The sequence below is a fragment of the Polaribacter sp. 11A2H genome (assembly GCF_011379025.1).
Classification (GTDB): Bacteria; Bacteroidota; Bacteroidia; order Flavobacteriales; family Flavobacteriaceae; genus Polaribacter.
The window spans coordinates 23427-43338 of record NZ_WTLD01000018.1; the positions used below are offsets into that span (position 1 = coordinate 23427).

Here is a 19912-nt window from a genome sequence, read left to right on the forward strand (position 1 = left end):
AATACGATTTATAAATTTTAAGAAGTACTATCGTTCTAAAATTTCTTTAAGATTCTCTTTGTAAATAGCAAATTCTCTAAGATTATGATGCGTTCCTCCATCAATCTCTACAAACTTATTTCTAGTTGATGTATTTAGTGCTAACAAGCTTTTAGATTGCTTATAAGAGGTTGTATCGTCTTTATTACCATGAAAAAGGGTAATAGGACACGTTATTTTAGAAATATCCTTATCAGACCTAAATTGATATTTTAACAAAAAAGTTGGAACAACCTTAAATTTATAAGTAGCTGCTTTTTTAAAATTGTAAAAAGGAGCTTCTAAAATTAATTCTTTTGGGGTATTAAGAGACGCTATTTTGGTTGCAAAAGTTCCACCTAAAGAAAAACCATAAACAACAATATTCTTTTCTTTAAAACTTTTTTTTAGCTGATTATAAACAACTAAACCATCCTTGTACATGGCTGCTTCATTAAATGCACCAGTACTTTTTCCGTAATTACGATAATCAAAAACAAAGACTTCATAATTGTATTCTAAAAAGTAAGCAACCCGATCTCCCCATTTTGTTAAATTACCTTTATTACCATGACAAAATAAAACAACTCCTTTTGGGTTTGGTAATTGAAAGTGAAGTCCATTAATTACATTGCTTCCATCTGTCTTAATAAAGACTTCTTCAAACTGGTTTGTAAATTTATATTGATAATTTTTAGCTAATATATCACCATTAAAAAAAATGAATTTTTCTTGAAAGAGATAAAGAACAATAAAAACAACACTTATTATTACAGGTAAAGAATATACTAAATAAACCATTTATAAATTTGAACAACAAAATTAATCATTTTAATGATTATAAAATAAACGTGATTACAATATATCTAAATGAATTAAGAGATAATCAACCTAAAAAATAGATTTAATGAGTATAAAAGTATTTATAAATAATTAATTAACTTTTTAAATAAAAAGCACATTAGTAAAAAAATGTTTTTAACTTACTATGAATTATAAAACATAAAAAAATGAAGAAATTATTATTTGTAGTTGTATGTTTAACAATATCATTTACCGCTTGTAGAGAAGATAAAAAATCAGAAAAAAAGACTGAAGTTAAAACTGAAAATAATGTAAATATTGAAACTCCAAAAGGAAGTGTAAAAACTGATGGAGACGGAAATGTAGATATTAAAATTAAAGAGTAAATAGTAAAACTTAAAGTAAAATTTCTTTTTTATTAAGAAGGCAAAATTTATGTGTATAAAAAACCCGATTTAGAAATGAATCGGTTTTTTTATTAAATTTTGTGTTGATAAAAGCTTCTTTGATGAAACATTAAATGAACGAACTACCTTTTCAAAACACTTAAAATTAACCTTTTAAATTATTTAAAAAATCTTGTCGTCTATTTCTAGAGACAGGCACTTTATGATTCTCACTTAATAATACGTAACCTTCGTTCAAATATTTTTTTATATGCTCTAGATTTATCAAATGAGATTTATGGACTAAGTAAAAATCTTGCTGCTGTAATAATTTATTAAAATGACCTATGCTTTGTGAGCTTAAAATAGGTTTTTGATTGCTGAAATGAATCTTAGTATAGCCATCTACACCTTCGCAATGTATAATTGCATCTATTTTTACAAACTCTAATCCATCTGCAGATGGAATGACTATTTTTTTCTTCTGAAAATTTTGTACACCTAAATTCTCAATCAGTAATTTGTTTTTTTCTAAGGCAGATTTATCTGCAATATTTTTAGAAGCCTTTATTACGGTTGCTATTAAAGTTTCATTATCCACCGGCTTCAATAAGTAACCAATAGCACTATAATTTATAGCATCTATTGCATATTGGTCAAAAGCGGTTACAAAAATAATTTCGAAATTTGGGTTCTTTACCTTTGCTAAAACATCAAACCCATTCATTACAGGCATTGCAATGTCTATAAATACCAGTTGAGGTTGCAATTTATCTATAAGTTCTAAACCTTTTTCTGGACTCTGAGTTTCTGCAATAATATCTATGTTTGGACAATATCTTTCAATTTTATTTTTTAAAATAGATAATGCTTTACGCTCATCATCAATAAGTATCGTTTTAATTTTTGTCATCATAGTTTTGATTAAATTCTAAAACAATTTCTGTACCTGTTTTACCTGTTTCTATAGAACGATCTATCATCTTATGGCTTACATTCCAAGAACCACTTTCATTTAAAAAATGAATTCGCTCAGTTAATACTTCAGATGAATGTGAAGCATTTTGACTTTTAATAGAAGTATTTAGTTCTTTCGATTTTTGTAAACCAACACCATTATCTATTACACTAACTTTAAAGCAATTTGCATTTATAAAATTGAATAGTACAGTTACTTTTCCATTCCCTTTTTTATGAAATAAACCATGGTTTATAGCATTTTCTACTAACGGTTGTATAAGCATAGAAGGTATCTGTTCTTCTTCAATATCTAATTCTGAATCTACCTTTATTTCATACGCTATTTTTTCTTCGAAGCGTAATTTTTCTATTTGAAGGTAATTTTCTAGCAAGCTAATTTCTTCACTTAAACTAACACTTTTCCTTCTTGAATAATCAAAAAACTGACGCATCAATTTCGAGAATTTTGCTAAATAGTTTTCTGATGTTTCTACATCATTCTGTTGAATATAATATTGAATCGCATTTAAAGAATTATGTACAAAATGTGGATTCATTTGACTACGCAACGCCTTTAATTCTAGATTGTGTTGGCGTTTTTGGTTTTGTATAGTTGCCTCAAAATTATTACGCACTAATTTGTTTTTTCGGTTTATAAACACAAAAAAAAGCAATACTAGTAATACCCCTAAAAAAACGAGTATTAATATTGAATAACCTATGATTGAACCTTCTGGTGAGTGCATATAAAACCGATACTTAAAATGATACTTTTTAAACTTGTAATTGTAATTAATAAACCAAACAAATGGTGAAACTCTTTAAAACTTGCAAAATAATTTTGACCTACTTTAAAAGGTATAAAGCCTAAATAGTAGATAAAATGTGCAATTGCAATCCATAGTAATAAATTGGTATATATATTTTCTTGTTTACTAGATGTTAATAACACCATTAAATAATAAGCTACAAAGATTAAAATACTAAATCCACCAATTATGTAAGACTCTAAAAAACTCTGACTAGTGTAATCTATTTGTTTAATCAGTAATTCATACACAACAACTGTGAAATATAGAACTCCAAAAAATATAATTATATTTTTAAATATTTTACTATTGAATTTAGAATAGAATAACCAAAATAGAAAACTAAAATAAATGACATTAAAAATATTATAAAAAACTACATTTTTATGTATTACAATATATCTACCATAGTATAAAGAAAAAATTTCATTAAATACCCCATACCAAAGTAATAGCAGAAAATATCGATATTTAACATCTAGTTTCTTAATACAAAATAAACCAATAATCGCTGGTATTATTTGTATATATAAATAACCATAAACTACAGATTCATATATTACTTCTATCAAAAGAAAATTATTTTAGTTTAAACTATTTAATTAAGACTTAGGAGGCATAATATTAAACTCATCTGCATTTAAACTTGAATTTCTTTCTAAAGATCTTGTAGCACTTTTAGTTTCCTTATTTTTCAGGTAGGGTAATAAATATTTATAAGTTCCTTTATATTTATTATCTTGGTTTGTGTATTCAATAAAAAAGGGAATATGTCTATCAAACTCATTGGTAAATATTGAATCTTTATGGTTTTCTCTAAAGGTTGGAGCTAAAAAAACTGTTTCTCTATGTCTCATGTCTCCAACTACCCTATCATTTTTCTCATTCATCTCGTCATAACTCTTAATATTATGATTAAATTTAGGTATAGAATTAAGTGTTTTATTTTTATCATGAGCACCTAAAAATATTGCAATTCCAGTAACTTTATTGTTCTCATTACCTTTATTTGTTTTTTCTACTTCCTTTAAAAATTGAATGTAATTTTCTAATTGTTGTATGCTAACCAATACATATTCTGTTCCTTCATATCCTTTTCTATCCAAAATTGAATTTTGTGCTTTTTCAACGTAAGGCTTTATATTATCATTGTAATTTTCATATAAACTGTGGCTTTGCTTCATTGTAATTGCGTGCCCTGATTTTTCATATAATTCAATTGGGCTTGCACAAGAACAAAAGATTAAAGCAGTAATAGTTGCGTAAAAAAGGTGTTTGATTTTTAAATTTTTCATATTTTTTTCTTGAAAGTTAATGTTAATTAATGAAATGTTAAAAAAAATGTTTGATATCTAAATAAATAACTTCTGTATTAGTTTTTAAAATAAGGTTTAAAAAAGCAACTTTGATACCATCTCCATTGCCTTTTCATGAATAATCAATCCAAAATAAATTATTTATTTTAGTTATTGACTACAGATATCTATAAAACAAGAGTTTGCATCAAAAACTTCTACATCCCCTATTCCTAATTTATCTCCAGTTGAATAGCTTCCATTTAAATCTATAAATAAATCTGTGTCTTTATTTGCAGTTGGACTTACGGCAGTAGAAGAATTATTTCCTGAATATGAAATACCCTCTAGCCCATAGACTTTACCCGAAATATTACTAGCATCCATATAATTCCCTGAAGCCCAAAAGAAATTATCACAATCAGCACTAATATCTCCATTTAGTTCTTTATAAGCAAAGTCTACTCCACCTGCAGAATTTTCACCATCTGCTCCTGCGTTTGCTCCAACAAAATATTGCTTATTAAAGTTCCATGCAGACGTTCTAGAATAACTAAAAACTTTTGAAGCATGAGGGTTTCCTCTTTCAGAAAGTAACATTTCGTTAGTATCACTAGAAAAAGCAAAATCTGAAATTACATTTTGAGTTCCTGGAACAGCACTTATTTCTACAACTTCTGAAGCTGTTACAGGAAAACTACCATCATTATTTAATGTAATTGAATAAATTTCTCTTGCCCCAGCACTTGTTACTCTTGGAAAATAAACCTTTGTGTTTCCTCCTTCATAGTTTACGCCAATACCCCATACTTGTTCATCTTGACTTACAATACCAGGTGCAGAAGGTAATGGATCTTGAGACCATGGATCGTATACGTCAACCACTGTGCCTAAAGAGCCATTTAAACCCGTAATTCTATATATGATACCATTCTCTAAATTTGTTGCAAATAATTGATTGTTTCTTTTATCATAAGCAATATTACCAATATCATTAAAATTTCCTGTTGATGTTGGTAGACTAATAAAAGGAGTTGCACTCCAACTAGGAGAACTACTTTTATAAATAGTTGCTGATTTAACACCATTATCATAATTATATCCTGATGATTGATTATAAATTCCTGAAGTTGCTAAAAAAATATTTTCACTGTCATCAATAGCAATTCCAAAAACTTGTCCAATATTTGCTGCTGTCCAGCTCGGTGGATGGATAGCTTTTGGAGAAATAGGAAAAACTGGACCTAAAATAGCTCCCCAATCATCACCTGGCACTGCAGATGAATTTAGACTTGTATCATAAATTACGCCAATAGGATTACTTGCTGTACCTGCGTAACAGGTTGCAACTGACCAACCTGAAAGTTTTGTATTCGTTTTTGAAAAAGTACACAAACTAGTATTAGAATCATAAGCACAACCATCATCATCACTACAACCAATAAGATTAATTAATGCAAAAAGGCTTAATAATTTAATTGAATTTTGAAAAGTTTTAACTCTTCTATTTTTATATCTCGTTTTCATATTTTCTAGGTTTTTAAAATGTAAGTCAAGACAGCCTTTTACTGCCTTGACTTGGGTACTAATTATTAATAAATCAAACTAAAATAATTTTATTAAAAGCAAACTACTTTAAATTCTGTTCTACGGTTTATTCTATGTTCATCATCTGTACATGGTACATTATTAGCACATTTGGTATTCTTTAATTCACTTTCTCCTGCACCTCGAGAAATTAATCTACTTCTTGAAATACCTTTACCAGCAATATAATTTACGGTAGCATCTGCTCTTCTTTGAGATAAACTTTGATTATAATCATCTCCTCCTTGACTATCTGTGTGCGATGACATTTCTACAGTTATACTTGGGTTGTCTTGCATTAATTTTACCACATAATCTAAATCTGGTTTTGCAGCTGGTAGAATAATTGCTTTATCTAAATCGAAATTGATATTGTCTAATTTTATAGCCACACCACAAGGATCAATACACATTTCAAAATCTATAAAAAGAGTATTATCTCTATTATAAGAATTTGTAGAAACTTCTACTTCATTAGAAAAATACCCATCTTTTCTTCCGTTTAAACCAAAAGTTGATGCTTGTTTTAAATGGAAAATAAAATCTCCTTCTGCATTTGATAAAGTGTTTTTTTGACCTGCATTTATTTTATCTTTTAAGATGATATCTACACCTTGTATTCCGGTTGTAGAATTACATTCAACTACATTTCCCTTTAAGATAAAATTTTCATCAGCATATACAATCACTTTTTGTATACCAGCACTTTCCTTTTTACAGTTTTTAAATTCTGCCTTGGTAATTGTGCCTTCATCTAAAGAAACATTATACAATTTTCCTTTAATTACATAATTATCTTCTGGTACATCTGTAAATACCACAACGCCGTAAGTATTAGTAGTCGCACTTTTTACAATATTGCCGTTTAAATCTGTTAACACAATATCTGTATTTGGTAAAACTTGTTTTGTAAATTTATCTTTAGCTGTTACAGTTACACTACACCCACAAGTTGCACAGCAATGTGGAACATGGTCTTCTCCACAAACCGGACATGAGTTCTCTTTTTTACTGAATTTAAACGTAACACCTGCAAATAAACCAACTGAAGAAATATCGCAATCACACGGTTCACTTCTTACCTCTGGATTTCCTTGATCAAGATAAAACTCCCCAGCATCTTCTGTAAAAGGTTGGTAACTTGCAGAACTCCCTGCTTCATTTAACTCTGTAACACCAAAGTGTCGCATATAATAGGCACCAGCATTAATTCCAAAATTTTCAGATAAGAAATAAGTAAAACGAACTTGACCTTTAAATGTAAATACACTTGATGCATTATAACCAGCATGAAAATTTAATATGTTTGCTGCTGTTGGACCTGTTAAAAGTGTTCTACCACCTTTTATAGATGCTAATCCAAAACGGGTATTAAATTCAGTTTTAAATCTACCAGAATTACTTCTTATTTGTGCATTGGGACCAATTCCATAAAATATACGTGTAATTTTGGCTTCGGATAAAGCTGTTGGTAAAGTACTTGCTATTATTGGATATGTACTTTCTGGCTTGTTTTTAATGTAATCAAAATCTGCACCTATCCCAAACCATGTCCAATAATAGTCTAAGGAAATTCCTAAATCTAAACCACCTTTATAATCGATATAAGGAGTATTATTATTGTAGGTCGGAAAATCGTATCCTACTCTGGGACTTAATTGAAAATAATTATTATCTAAAGGCTCTTGTTGTGCCAATGATGAGAATGTATTTGTAAGTACAAATAGCGTTAGTAATAGTTTAAATAAATTTTTCATAATAGAGTTTGTTTTACAAAAAAGCATTTCCTCTTAATTGCTTTTTATCTGATTAATACTGAACAAATATTCTATTAAATCTTAATTTATTAAAGGGTGATTTTATAAACTGACGTTTTCAATCTATAAATGGTAATGATGAGGTTATATAGAGGAATACCTGTATATTTTAGAAAGTTAACTCCACAAAAAAACCGATTCATTTCTGAATCGGTTTGTAATATTATAATTAATTGAAGTCTATCCTCCAAAATCATCAAAACGAATATTCTCGTCTGCAAGACCAAAATCTTCACCCATTTTCTGAACAGCATTGTTCATTAATGGTGGTCCACAGAAATACAATTCTAAATCTTCTGGTGAGTCATGCTTAGATAAATAATTATCAATTACACAGTTGTGAATAAACCCAACAAAACCATCTCCAGCTTCATCATGAATGTCTGTTTTCTTTGTCCAGTTATCTGCCTCTGTAGGGTCTGATAAAGCAATATAGAATTTAAAGTTTGGAAAATCTTTTTCCAATGCTCTAAAGTGTTCGATATAAAATAATTCTGCTTTAGAACGACCTCCGTACCAATATGTTACTTTTCTACCCGTTTTTAAGGTTCTGAATAAATGATATAAGTGAGAACGCATTGGTGCCATACCTGCTCCACCACCTACATATAACATTTCTGCTTCAGACTCATTAATAAAGAATTCTCCATAAGGTCCAGAAATAACACATTTATCACCTTTTTTAAGGTTGAAAATATATGAAGAAGCAATACCAGGATTTACATCCATCCAGCCACCTTTCACTCTATCAAAAGGAGGTGTTGCAATACGTACATTTAACATAATTTCTCTTCCCTCTGCAGGGTAAGAAGCCATAGAATATGCTCTTTCTACAGTTTCTGTATTCTTCATTACTAATGGACGTAAGTTAAATTTATCCCACTCACCTTCAAACTTATCTGGTGTATCATGCTCTTCTGGATGCGCTGTAATATCCATATCTGCATAGTTTACTTCACAAGCTGGAATTTCAATTTGAATATATCCACCTGCTTTATACCCCATATCTTCTGGTATTTCAACAACAAATTCCTTAATAAAAGTAGCTACATTGTAATTTCTTACAACAACTGCATCAAATTTCTTAATTCCGAAGATTTCTTCTGGAATAGAAATATCCATGTCTTGTTTTACTTTTACCTGGCAAGCTAAACGAATTCCTTCTTTTAATTCTTTACGAGTAAAGTTAGGTATTTCTGTTGGCAAAGCTTCACCTCCACCAGAATTTACGTGACACTCACATTGAATACAAGTTCCACCACCTCCACATGCAGATGGTAAAAATATCTTTTCGTTTCCTAAAGTTGATAGAAGAGAACTTCCTGAACCAACTTCTATTTTACGCTCACCATTAATAGTAATTGTTACTGGACCAGATGGCGATAGTTTTTGTTTTACAAATAATAATAACGCGACCAATACCAGTGTTAATACTAAAAAAGCTGCTACTGTTGCAATTATGGTTCCTGTTGTACCTGCTGCTAATATCATATCTACTCTTGGTTTGTATTTGTGTTTTCAGCTACAATTTCTTTCGTTGCCGGTTTTACTTCTTCTTTCTTAATACTAGCTTCCGTAGCTGGTTTTTCTTCTTCATCACCACCACCAGTTAACATTCCTCCAAAGCTCATAAATCCAATAGCCATTAATCCTGTAATGATAAACGTAATTCCTAAACCTCTTAATGCAGGTGGAACGTTAGAGTATCTAATTTTTTCACGAATTGCAGCAATTGCTACAATAGCTAAAAACCATCCAATTCCAGAACCAACTCCGTAAGTTAATGCTAAACCTAAGGTAGGAATTTCACGAGATTGCATAAATAAACTTCCACCTAAAATAGCACAGTTTACTGCAATTAATGGTAAGAAAATACCTAGTGAGTTGTATAATGAAGGTGAGAATTTTTCAACAATAATCTCTACCAATTGTACCATGGTTGCAATTGTTGCAATAAACATGATGAATGATAAGAAACTTAAGTCGTATTCTGCATACTCTGCACCTAACCATTTTAATGCGCCTGGTTGTAAGATATATTGATCTAATAACCAGTTTAAAGGTACAGTTACTGCTAATACAAAAATTACAGCAGCTCCTAAACCAACGGCAGTAGTTACTTTTTTAGATACGGCAAGGTAAGAACACATTCCTAAGAATACTGAAAATACCATGTTATCTATAAATATCGATTTGAAAAATAATTCTATATGTTCCATATTTTTAGTTTTCAGTTTTTAGTATCAGTATTTAGTGAGCATTTTACTGCAAACTGTAACTGCTTACTGCAAACTCATTTTAATTTTCTTCTATTAATGATGTGTTTTTACTACGCTGTATCCAAATAATAATACCAACTACAATTAATGCCATTGGAGGCATAATCATAAATCCATTATTTTCGTACCCAAATGCATACAAACCTGTTTTAGTAATAGGATCTCCTAAAACTTTAAATCCTAATAAAGTACCAGAACCTAATAATTCTCTAAAGAAACCTACAATCACTAAAATTAAACCATAACCTGCTGCATTACCAATTCCATCTAAGAAAGATCTCCATGGTCCGTTTGCTAAAGCAAAAGCTTCAAAACGTCCCATAATAATACAGTTTGTAATAATTAAACCAACAAAAACAGAAAGTGTTTTACTTAGTTCATAAGCAAAAGCTTTTAAAACTAAATCTACCACAATTACTAAAGCAGCAACTACAACTAGTTGTACAATAATTCTAATTTTAGATGGTATAATGTTACGCATCAATGAAATAACTACGTTTCCTACAGCTAATACTGCCATTACTGAAAACGCCATAATTAAAGATGCTTTTAATTCTGCTGTAATAGCTAAAGCAGAACAAATACCTAATACTTGTATCGTAATAGGGTTGTCATCTAATAAAGGATCTGTAATTAATGCTGCGTCTTTTTTTGATAAAAGTCCCATAAATTATTTTTTTAAAGTTTTAAAATAAGGAATGTAAAGCTTTAACTCATCTTTAATCATTGCAGACACTCCGTTACCTGTAATTGTTGCTCCAGCGATGGCATCTACTTCATTATCCGTTTTGTCTTCATTTAATGGATCGTTATTACCTTTTGCTACATCAACTCCTTTAAAGTTTCCATTGCTAGATAATAAGTGTTCTCCAATAAAATCATCCATAAAAAAACGTTGTTTTATGTTTGCACCTAAACCAGCTGTTTCTCCTTTATGATCAAAATAAGCACCTTGTATAACCATGTCCTTATCTATAGAAATATAAGCCCAAATAGCATCCCAAAGTCCTTTTCCTCTAATTGGTGCAATATAAAAAGTCTCACCATCTTTCTCACCAATAAACAATGGTAAGCGACGTTCGTTTCCTTCTTTTGCGCTTGTTTGTTCTTTTTTAATATCAATTAAAAACGCTTTGTCATCTTCAGTAACTTTATCACCTTGAATAACTAATTGTTTTTTAATGTATTTTTCAAATTCCTCTTGAGCAATATCTGTAGAAACAAAGTTTGCACTTGTTTCATCATTATCATTTACGCCCATAGCGTATAAGATATTTTGCTGTTTTTCTATACGTTGATTCGCTGTTATGGTTGGTCTTAAAGACGAAGCCGTAAAAGCCAACATAGTACCAACAACTAATACCATTGCTACGGCAAAAATCATTGTATATGAATTACTATCTGTTCTCTTACTCATAATTAGGCAGTTTTAACTTTAGCACGTTTTAATCTTTTCTTTACATTTCCTTGTACCACATAGTGATCTATTGTTGGAGCAAAAACATTCATTAATAAGATTGCTAAAAATACTCCTTCTGGGTACGCTGGGTTAAATACACGAATCATAATTGACATAAAACCAATTAAGAAACCGTAAATCCATTTCCCTTTGTTTGTTTGTGATGCTGTTACAGGATCTGTAGCCATATAAACAGCTCCAAATGCTAAACCACCAATCATTAAATGTTCCCACCAAACCGTATTCATTAATCCGTAAAAAGAACTAGATTCTGTAATAATATCTGCTGCTACAATTTGATTAAAGATTAATCCCATAACGGCTGCTCCTATAAATGTAGAAAGAATAATTCTCCAACTTCCAATCTTAGTAAAGATTAAGAAAGCGGCTCCTAAAAGGATTAATAATGTAGATGTTTCTCCAACAGAACCAGGAATGAACCCCATGAACTTATCAAAGTTAGAATAAATTACTTCACTATTTTGAGCGTAACTACCTAAAATAGTTTCACCAGAAATTGCATCTGCAGTTCCGGCTCTATTTACAGCATCGTGTACCCAAACTTTATCTCCAGACATCCATGTAGGATATGCGAAAAACAAGAAAGCTCTAATGGTTAAAGCTGGGTTTAAGATGTTCATTCCTGTACCACCAAAAACTTCTTTACCTATTACTACACCAAAAACAACGGCAACAGCCAACATCCATAACGGTGTATCAACTGGTACAATTAATGGCACTAACATACCTGTTACTAAGTATCCTTCTTCTACTTCATGACCTTTAATGATCGCAAAAATAAATTCTACTCCAAGACCAATTCCGTAAGAAACGATTACTAGTGGTAATACTTTAATGATTCCTATCCAAAGATTATCTAACGTAAAAAAGTTAGCTAATACATCTGCTCTTAAAGAACCATCTATTGCTGCATAGTGTTGATAACCTGCATTAAACATTCCAAAAATCAAACAAGGAACTAAAGCCATAATTACCGTGTTCATGGTACGCTTTAAATCGTCTGCTGCTTTTATATGAGTTCCTCCGTGAGTAACATCATTTGGTAAATATAAAAAGGTATGGATTGCGTTAAACGCAGGAGCCATTTTAGTTCCTTTATATTTCTCTTTTAAATTATGTAAATTTTGTTTTAAGCCCATAATCTTATCCTAATTCTTCTCTCATTAAATCTAAACCTTCACGTATTATTTTCTGATGAGGTTGTTTAGATACACAAATAAATTCTGTTAGTGCAAAATCTTCTGGAGCTACTTCGTAACCTCCTAAAGCTTCCATTTCATCTAAATCTTTATACATACATGCTTTTAACAATTGCATTGGATAAATATCTAAAGGAAAAACATTCTCGTAAGAACCTGTTACAACAAATGCTCTATGCTCTCCGTTTGTATTTGTATTTAAATCGTATTTTTTCTTTGGTGTTAACCAAGAAAAAGTTAACGCTCTAGAGGCAGATATCTTATTAAAAACTGGCTTATTCCAACCAAATAATTCATAATCATCTCCTTCAGGAATTGCAGTAACTTGATTATCATAATACCCTAAAAATTCAGTTTCTTTTACTTGCTTTCCAGAAAGTACGTTTCCACTAATAATTCGTGTATTATCATTTACTAAATTGTTAGCCGTAACATCTGCAATAGAGGCTCCTGCAATTGCAGTTACATATTGTGGTTTGCTAAATTTAGAACCTGTTAAAGCTACTGTTCTAGTTGCATTATACTTACCTGTTAAAAGCAATTCACCAATAACAATTAAGTCTTGTGGTGTAATTACCCAAACAACTTCTCCCTTATTAATAGGATCTATGCTTGCAATTTGAGTACTCACATTCCCAGAAGGATGCGGGCCAGAAACCTTATGCAACTCTATTCCTTTAATATTAGCTAAAGGTGAGTTAGAATTGGCTCCTACAGAAACATGTACTTTACCGTTAGTAAGTTTAGAAACCGCGGTAATTGCTGCTTGCAATTCGGCTTCTTTACCAGCTAAAGTAAAGTCTAAATCGGCTGCTAAAGGTGCACTTGCATACGCAGAAACAAAAATAGCTTTAGGTGCTTGGTTTGGATTTGCAACTACATCATAAGGACGTTGTTTTACAAATGGCCAACAACCAGAAGCAAATAAATGATTCTTAACTTCTTCTGCAGACATTTTAGCTGCATCTTTAGTACCGAAATCTTTATATTCTTGTGTTGAGTCTGCAGAGATCTTAACTGCTAATACTTTTCTTCTTGCTCCACGTATAACCTCTACTACTTTACCAGAAACAGGACTTGGAAATAAAATGCGTTCGTCACTTTTTGAATAAAAAAGTACTTCTCCTGCTTTTACTTCTGCTCCTTCTTTGGCAACAAGTTTGGGTGTAATTCCGTGAAAGTCTTCTGGCAAAACTGCATAAACACTACTTAAAGAAACCTCTTTAGTCGTTTTTTCTGCACCGCCAATAAGCTTAATATCTAAGCCTTTTTTAATACGAATGTCTTTTGACATAGTAAATTGGAATTGTTAGTTATCTTAAAAAATCAAGCAAATTTAGGCTTTTTGCTATGTATGAGTGAAATATTTTAACTTTTATCTTAGTTAAATATTCTTATTTATATCTAATCTAAATAATTGAAATAAATGAGAACGGTTATGTCATAAATTTTGGCTTAAATATTGATAATTAAAATAAATGAACACTATTTTTGTAATATGTATAAAAAGCTTCTAATCACTGTTTCAATCTTGTTTTGCCTAAACTCTTTTTCGCAAAACATAAAATCTATTCAGTTAAGAACATTGCAAGAAAACAACTTTTCTGCCATTGTTCCTCTTGGTACTGTACTAGAACTTTCTTTTGATGATTTAGATGCAGATAGCAAAGATTATCAATACAAAATAGAACACATGACGCATGATTGGCAACCTAGTAGATTGTCTTCTAGTCAATATATAAATGGATTTAATCAAAATACCATTATAGAAGTAACAAACTCATTTAACACCCTACAAAGCTACTCTCATTATTCTGTAGAAATACCAAATGTAAATACGGTAATTACAAAAAGTGGAAATTACCTTGTATCAATTTTAAATAGTTATGACGAGCTTATCTTTACAAGACGTTTTGTTTTGTACGAAAACGCTACTACCGTTGGAGTATCTGTAGAAAGAAGTAGAAATACAAAAACATTAAACACACAACAAACAGTTCAGTTTTCGATTACGCATCCAAACATAAAAATAAATAACCCTAATCAAGAAATAAATGTTGTTATCTTAAAAAACAATAATTGGAACGAAAAAATAACAGACATTCAACCTACATTTTTTAAACCAAATCAATTATTATATACGTATACCAACAAAACTAATTTTTGGGGAGGAAACGAATATCTAAATTTCGACAATAAAATTATTAGAAATAGTAGTTTAAATGTGGTTAAAGTAATTAAGGAAGATGTTTTTAATCATTACTTATATCCTTACACCTATAATGAATTTAACGAATACAAATACAACCCAGATATTAACGGACAATTTGTGGTTAGAACTATAGAAGCAGATGATTCTAGAACGGAAGCAGATTATGCAATGATGCACTTTTCTGTTTTGGCTGATGAACCTATTGCTAATAAAGATCTTTATGTTTACGGTGCTTTTAATGATTTTAATATTACGGAAGAAAATAGAATGGAATATAATTCTAAGGAAAAATACTATGCTGCAAATATGCTTTTAAAACAAGGTTTTTACAATTACACTTTTGCAACCTTAAATGCCGATGGAAATGTAAATACAAATGACATACTTGGTACATTTTATGAAACTGAAAACGAATACACTGTAATTGTATATTACAAACCTTTTGGTAGTTTTTATGAACGTGTAATTGGTATTGGAAACGGTTATTTCAATCAGAATAGGTAAACAAAATATTGTTTTTTTTTATAAAATTAGCTTGCTTTAAAAAATATTACACACTTACTTTATGAAATCATTAAAAAAGAATATTACTTTTAAAGTTATAATAGGCTACATCATTCTGGGGCTTTTAGCTACTGTTGCTGGTTATTTAGTGCTTTCTGAACTAAAAACATTTACACAATTACAAAAACAAGATATCTCAGACAGAAACGTAATTGTTAGAACGGGTACTTTAATAGCTCACATATACAAAAACGAAAGTATCGCCAGAGCCGCATTACAGTTAAATTCTCCAACACAATTTAATGAATACCTAGAAGAAAACAAAAAATTAGTATCAAAAATAGACTCACTGAGCCTTATTGTTGCTAACAATTCTCAAGAATTTATTTTAGATAGTATTAAATTAATAATTGATAAAAAACTAAAAAATATTATCGATTTAAAAGATTTAAATACCAACTATGATTCTAATAAATCTATAAACGAAGCGATCAATAAATTAGGTTCTATAGATTCGCTGCTTTTAAAAATTACAATAAACGATTTTATTAAAAATCCGTTGTATTTTGATAATGGAACAAGTTCTAAATTAGAAAATTTTGCACTAGCCTTAAACCAATACGTCCCAAAAGATTCTATTAATAATATTGAACAAAAACAAATAGACTCTTTAGTTTCTATTTCTAGAAAAATGCTAAAAGAGGCTCAAAATAAAAGTAACAACCAGCGTTTTTTTCTTAGAAAAAAACAAAATGAACTTATAAATAATGATTTAACCATTTCTAGAAAATTACAAGAATTGTTAGAGAATCTAGAAAAAGACATTCTTTTCTATACTAGTAATATGGACAAACAACGAGAAGAAACATTAAACCAGAGTAGAAAAATTATTTTATTTGCTGCCGGAATTAGTTTTATCATCATTATTATTTTTTCTATTATTATTCTAAGCGATTTCTGGAAAACCCAGCGTTACCGTTTACAATTAGAAAAAGCAAACAGCACAACACAATCACTTTTAAAAAGTAGAGAACAGTTAATCTCTATGGTTAGCCATGATTTAAGAACTCCGCTAAGTACTATTTCTGGGTTTAGTGAACTACTTCAAAAATCTACAGAGAACACAAAAGACAAAAATTATTTAGACCATATAAGAAGCGCATCTACATACATGGGGCAATTGGTAGATGATCTTTTAGAGTTCTCTAAATTAGAAAATGGTCATATTGCTATAGAATCTATTCCTTTCAACCTAGAAAGTTATATCAATGAAATTATTCTAAATTCAAAAAATATCATTCAAGATAAACCAGTACGGTTTGTGGTTAAACAAGACAATTCTATTAACAGTCTTATTATTAGTGATCCGTTTAGAATTAAACAAATTTTATACAATTTAATTGTAAATGCCTGTAAATTCACAAACGAAGGCACCATTACTATTGAAAGTTCTATAACGCAACAGCACCAAAAAACCACCTTAGAAATTTTAATAACAGATACCGGAATCGGGATTAGTAAAGACCAAAAAGCATCTATTTTTAAAGCTTTTAGTCAGGCAGAAAATGCAAGCGACAATAATCTAAAAGGTTTTGGTTTGGGCTTAACCATCTCTAAAAAACTAGCAGAACTTTTAGGCGGAAAGCTAACCTTAGACAGCAAACTAAATATAGGAAGTACTTTTACTTTAAAAATACCCGTAAAATTATCTGACAAACCTATTGTAAAGATTGAAGAAACTAAAAAGACTACTACCAATTTTAACTTAACAGCTGTTGTTGTAGAAGACGATGCCTCTGTTCGCTTACTTTTAAATGATTTTTTAAAACAATTTAATATTGAAGTATACACTTTTGAAAACGCACAAAATGCCATTAATGCTATTGATGAAATTTCGTATAATTTTGTAATAACAGACATTCAACTTCCAAAAATGAATGGTATCCATTTTATGGAAATCCTTAAAAATCATAAACTTTATAAAAATCAACCGATTATTGCCATGACTGGGCGTGCAAATATTTCTAGAGAAGAATATTTAAAAATTGGCTTTGCAGAAGTATTGATAAAACCTTTTAACTCCAACCAGCTTCAAGATGTTTTACATCGTTTTTTTAAGTCGAGTAACATACCACTTAAAACCAAAGTTGTAGAAAGTACAGAAAAAGCAACTACAGGTTTTAGTATAGAATCTTTACAATCTTTTTTAGGCAATGATATTGCTGCTATAAAAAACACTTTACATATTTTTTTAGAAGACACTAAAAAGAATCTTTTAACACTAAAAAAGGCAAAAGAAGACACTGATATTAAGACTTTAAATGAAATAAGTCATAAAATGCTTAGTATGTTTAAACAATTAGAAGTAAAGGCCGTAATTCCTTATTTAGAAGTATTTGAAACTACGACAGCTATTAATAAAGATGATTTTATTGATTTTGAGAACCAGTTAAATATTTTTATAACAACTTTAAAAGAGTACCTTAATTAAGGTCGTACTCTTTCATTTTGTTATAAAGTGTTTTTCTAGTAACATTTAATAATTTTGCCGCTTGTGTTTTATTATTTCCTGCTTCTTCTAGCGCACTTATAATCAGCACCTTTTCGTTTTCTTTTGTAGAAAATTTATTTGATGAAACAGTATTTGCTTTTACTTTAGTTAATTCACTAGGTAAAACATCTACATCAATAATTTCTGATTTTGTTAATAAAGTAGCTCTTTTAATTACATTAGACAGTTCTCTTAAGTTACCTGGCCACTGATAATTCTGAAAAATAGTTAATACTTTTTTAGAAAAACCAATTACAGATTTACTCAACTGTTGGTTTGCTTTGTTTAAAAAGAAATCTGCATATAAGATTAAGTCGTCTTTTCTATCTTTTAAATTAGGTACTTTAATAGAAAACTCATTTAAACGGTGGTACAAATCTTCTCTAAAATCGCCTTTTTCAACTGCCAAAAGCAAATCTTCATTTGTTGCCGTAATTAAACGAATATCAACATTAATTTCTTTACTACTTCCTACTGGTTTAATTCTTCTTTCTTGCAAAGCACGTAAGAGTTGTATTTGATTTTCATAGGTTAAGTTACCTACCTCATCTAAAAAAAGAGTGCCTCCATTTGCAGATTCAAAATGCCCAATTTTATCTTCATTAGCCCCCGTAAAAGAACCTTTTTTATGTCCGAAAAACTCGCTCGAAGCTATTTCTCTAGGTATTGCACCACAATCTACGGCTATAAAAGGTTTGTTATGCCTAGGGCTTTGTAAGTGAATTGTTTTTGCAACCACTTCTTTTCCCGTACCACTTTCTCCTGTGATAAGCACAGACATATTAATAGGAGCAACTAGACAAATATATTCATCAAGTACTTTTGATGAACTACTTATACCTTTAACAAAGCCGGTATCGGTTTTACTATTTTCTTTTTCTTGCTGTGCTTCTTTTTGCTTTTTTTCTTGATCATCAGCAACATCACTTGCCTTTTCCTCTAAAGCATTGCTAATAACCTCTAAAACTTCACTTGGGTTAAAAGGTTTCGATATATAATCAAAAGCCCCTTGTTTCATTGCTTGTACAGCGGTAGAAACCTCTGCGTAGCTAGTCATTAAAACTACGGGAGTAGCATGTTTACTAAGTTTTATTTGCTTTAACAAGGTAATTCCATCACCATCAGGAAGGCGCAAATCTGTAAAAACTAAATCGTAGTTTTTCTTTTCTAACTGCTGCAAAGCATTTTTTATATTATAACTAACCTCCACAACATACTTATGTCGCTTAAGAAACTGCTTCAACATTTCTGAAAATGCTACATCATCTTCAACTAATAAAATCTCCTTCATAAAGCTTATACATTTCTTACAAAAATATCAAGATAAATTGATTGTGGTAAAAAAAAAAGACATTTTAATTAAAAAATGTCTTTCTCTTTGAAAAATTGAGGTTAAAGATCCTTAAGTCTTCTAACTACTCCTCTTTTTCTTCACTAACGTCCCCTTCTTCACTTGGTGATATAATGTCTGTACCTTTTAACCAGTTTCCTTCTTTATCTAAATAAACAATACCTTGAGTTCCATCTGCAGTAAGTTCAATTTTATACTGCTCACTACCATTTAAATATGCTTTAACTACTGTAGCTGTAGAAAAATCTCTTGAAACTGAATTAGAAACCGCTTCTGGCAATTCTTTTACACTTATTTCTTTAAAATCATCATTCGTTACTACTACAACAATTTCGTCTACATTGTTCGTTTGGATATTGTCTGCTGCAAATACTGATACTCCACTTGTTAAAAGTGCTACGGTTACTGTTAAAATTAATTTTCTCATGATTGTATGCTTTTATATTTTTTATGATTGAATACTTTTAAATTAAAGATCCTTAGATCTGTAATCACTGTAATACTACACCCTTATTCTACTACTATAACATCGGTTTCTTTTAACCAATTACCTTCTTTATCTGCATAAACTACACTTTCAGCCCCGTCTAAAGTAAGTTCAAACTTATATTGCTCACTACCGTTTACGTATGCCTTAATAGCTGTAGCTGTTCCAAAATC

Annotated in this window: 18 protein-coding genes; 3 read left to right on the forward strand and 15 right to left on the reverse strand. The window is 30.1% G+C overall.

What is annotated here, in order from left to right; all coding sequences use genetic code 11:
• Nucleotides 1–27 precede the first annotated feature (27 nt).
• Nucleotides 28–819 (reverse strand): alpha/beta hydrolase, encoded by a 792-nt coding sequence (locus GQS58_RS15970; RefSeq protein WP_166387739.1) that lies wholly within the window; start codon nucleotides 817–819, stop codon nucleotides 28–30.
• 209 nt (nucleotides 820–1028) lie between these two features.
• Here GQS58_RS15970 and GQS58_RS15975 point away from each other — a divergent pair, with 209 nt between their 5' ends.
• A complete protein-coding gene (locus GQS58_RS15975) occupies nucleotides 1029–1208 on the forward strand; it encodes a hypothetical protein (protein WP_166387741.1) in 180 nt (59 codons plus the stop codon).
• 166 nt (nucleotides 1209–1374) lie between these two features.
• Here the strand turns inward: GQS58_RS15975 and GQS58_RS15980 are convergent, their stop codons facing one another.
• The 12 genes from GQS58_RS15980 to GQS58_RS16035 all read right to left on the reverse strand — a co-directional run bounded on the left by GQS58_RS15980 (nucleotide 1375) and on the right by GQS58_RS16035 (nucleotide 13928).
• Nucleotides 1375–2124, reverse strand: a complete 750-nt coding sequence (locus tag GQS58_RS15980; protein WP_240914643.1) for a LytR/AlgR family response regulator transcription factor — start codon at nucleotides 2122–2124, stop codon at nucleotides 1375–1377.
• Nucleotides 2108–2803: a sensor histidine kinase gene (locus GQS58_RS15985; RefSeq protein ID WP_317168398.1), complete on the reverse strand. Its 696-nt coding sequence runs from the start codon at nucleotides 2801–2803 to the stop codon at nucleotides 2108–2110. The genes GQS58_RS15980 and GQS58_RS15985 overlap by 17 nt, the downstream gene beginning before the upstream one ends.
• An 83-nt stretch (nucleotides 2804–2886) precedes the next feature.
• The gene (locus GQS58_RS15990) at nucleotides 2887–3549 is read right to left on the reverse strand and encodes a hypothetical protein (protein WP_166387745.1); all 663 of its coding nucleotides are present in this window, start codon (nucleotides 3547–3549) and stop codon (nucleotides 2887–2889) included.
• A gap of 30 nt (nucleotides 3550–3579) precedes the next feature.
• Nucleotides 3580–4272 (reverse strand): hypothetical protein, encoded by a 693-nt coding sequence (locus GQS58_RS15995; protein ID WP_166387747.1) that lies wholly within the window; start codon nucleotides 4270–4272, stop codon nucleotides 3580–3582.
• A gap of 171 nt (nucleotides 4273–4443) precedes the next feature.
• Nucleotides 4444–5799 (reverse strand): hypothetical protein, encoded by a 1356-nt coding sequence (locus GQS58_RS16000; protein ID WP_166387749.1) that lies wholly within the window; start codon nucleotides 5797–5799, stop codon nucleotides 4444–4446.
• 92 nt (nucleotides 5800–5891) lie between these two features.
• Nucleotides 5892–7616 carry an OmpA family protein gene (locus tag GQS58_RS16005; protein ID WP_166387751.1) on the reverse strand — a complete coding sequence of 575 codons (1725 nt, stop codon included), beginning with the start codon at nucleotides 7614–7616 and terminating at the stop codon, nucleotides 5892–5894.
• Between the two features lie 240 nt (nucleotides 7617–7856).
• Nucleotides 7857–9167, reverse strand: coding sequence for an NADH:ubiquinone reductase (Na(+)-transporting) subunit F (gene nqrF / locus GQS58_RS16010; RefSeq protein WP_166387753.1), 1311 nt, complete (start codon nucleotides 9165–9167; stop codon nucleotides 7857–7859).
• Nucleotides 9168–9169: 2 nt separating this feature from the next.
• Nucleotides 9170–9895 carry an NADH:ubiquinone reductase (Na(+)-transporting) subunit E gene (gene nqrE, locus GQS58_RS16015; RefSeq protein ID WP_166387755.1) on the reverse strand — a complete coding sequence of 242 codons (726 nt, stop codon included), beginning with the start codon at nucleotides 9893–9895 and terminating at the stop codon, nucleotides 9170–9172.
• 79 nt (nucleotides 9896–9974) lie between these two features.
• On the reverse strand, nucleotides 9975–10622 hold the full coding sequence (locus tag GQS58_RS16020; protein ID WP_166387757.1) for an NADH:ubiquinone reductase (Na(+)-transporting) subunit D: 648 nt from the start codon (nucleotides 10620–10622) through the stop codon (nucleotides 9975–9977).
• Nucleotides 10623–10625: 3 nt separating this feature from the next.
• Nucleotides 10626–11372 carry a Na(+)-translocating NADH-quinone reductase subunit C gene (locus GQS58_RS16025; RefSeq protein ID WP_166387759.1) on the reverse strand — a complete coding sequence of 249 codons (747 nt, stop codon included), beginning with the start codon at nucleotides 11370–11372 and terminating at the stop codon, nucleotides 10626–10628.
• Between the two features lie 2 nt (nucleotides 11373–11374).
• Nucleotides 11375–12574 (reverse strand): NADH:ubiquinone reductase (Na(+)-transporting) subunit B, encoded by a 1200-nt coding sequence (locus tag GQS58_RS16030; protein WP_166387762.1) that lies wholly within the window; start codon nucleotides 12572–12574, stop codon nucleotides 11375–11377.
• A 4-nt stretch (nucleotides 12575–12578) separates the two neighbouring features.
• Nucleotides 12579–13928 carry a Na(+)-translocating NADH-quinone reductase subunit A gene (locus tag GQS58_RS16035; RefSeq protein ID WP_166387764.1) on the reverse strand — a complete coding sequence of 450 codons (1350 nt, stop codon included), beginning with the start codon at nucleotides 13926–13928 and terminating at the stop codon, nucleotides 12579–12581.
• A gap of 204 nt (nucleotides 13929–14132) precedes the next feature.
• Between GQS58_RS16035 and GQS58_RS16040 the strand changes: the two genes are divergently transcribed.
• Together GQS58_RS16040 and GQS58_RS16045 are read left to right on the forward strand one after the other, a co-directional pair.
• Complete coding sequence (locus tag GQS58_RS16040) at nucleotides 14133–15350, forward strand: DUF5103 domain-containing protein (RefSeq protein WP_166387766.1); 1218 nt, start codon at nucleotides 14133–14135, stop codon at nucleotides 15348–15350.
• A gap of 61 nt (nucleotides 15351–15411) precedes the next feature.
• On the forward strand, nucleotides 15412–17841 hold the full coding sequence (locus GQS58_RS16045; protein ID WP_166387768.1) for an ATP-binding protein: 2430 nt from the start codon (nucleotides 15412–15414) through the stop codon (nucleotides 17839–17841).
• On the opposite strand, the gene GQS58_RS16050 is transcribed toward GQS58_RS16045, so the two are convergent.
• Both GQS58_RS16050 and GQS58_RS16055 read right to left on the reverse strand, forming a co-directional pair.
• Nucleotides 17834–19192, reverse strand: a complete 1359-nt coding sequence (locus GQS58_RS16050; RefSeq protein WP_166387770.1) for a sigma-54-dependent transcriptional regulator — start codon at nucleotides 19190–19192, stop codon at nucleotides 17834–17836. The two genes, GQS58_RS16045 and GQS58_RS16050, sit on opposite strands and share 8 nt — an antisense overlap.
• Nucleotides 19193–19316: 124 nt before the next feature.
• Nucleotides 19317–19679 (reverse strand): hypothetical protein, encoded by a 363-nt coding sequence (locus GQS58_RS16055; RefSeq protein WP_166387772.1) that lies wholly within the window; start codon nucleotides 19677–19679, stop codon nucleotides 19317–19319.
• Nucleotides 19680–19912 lie beyond the last annotated feature (233 nt).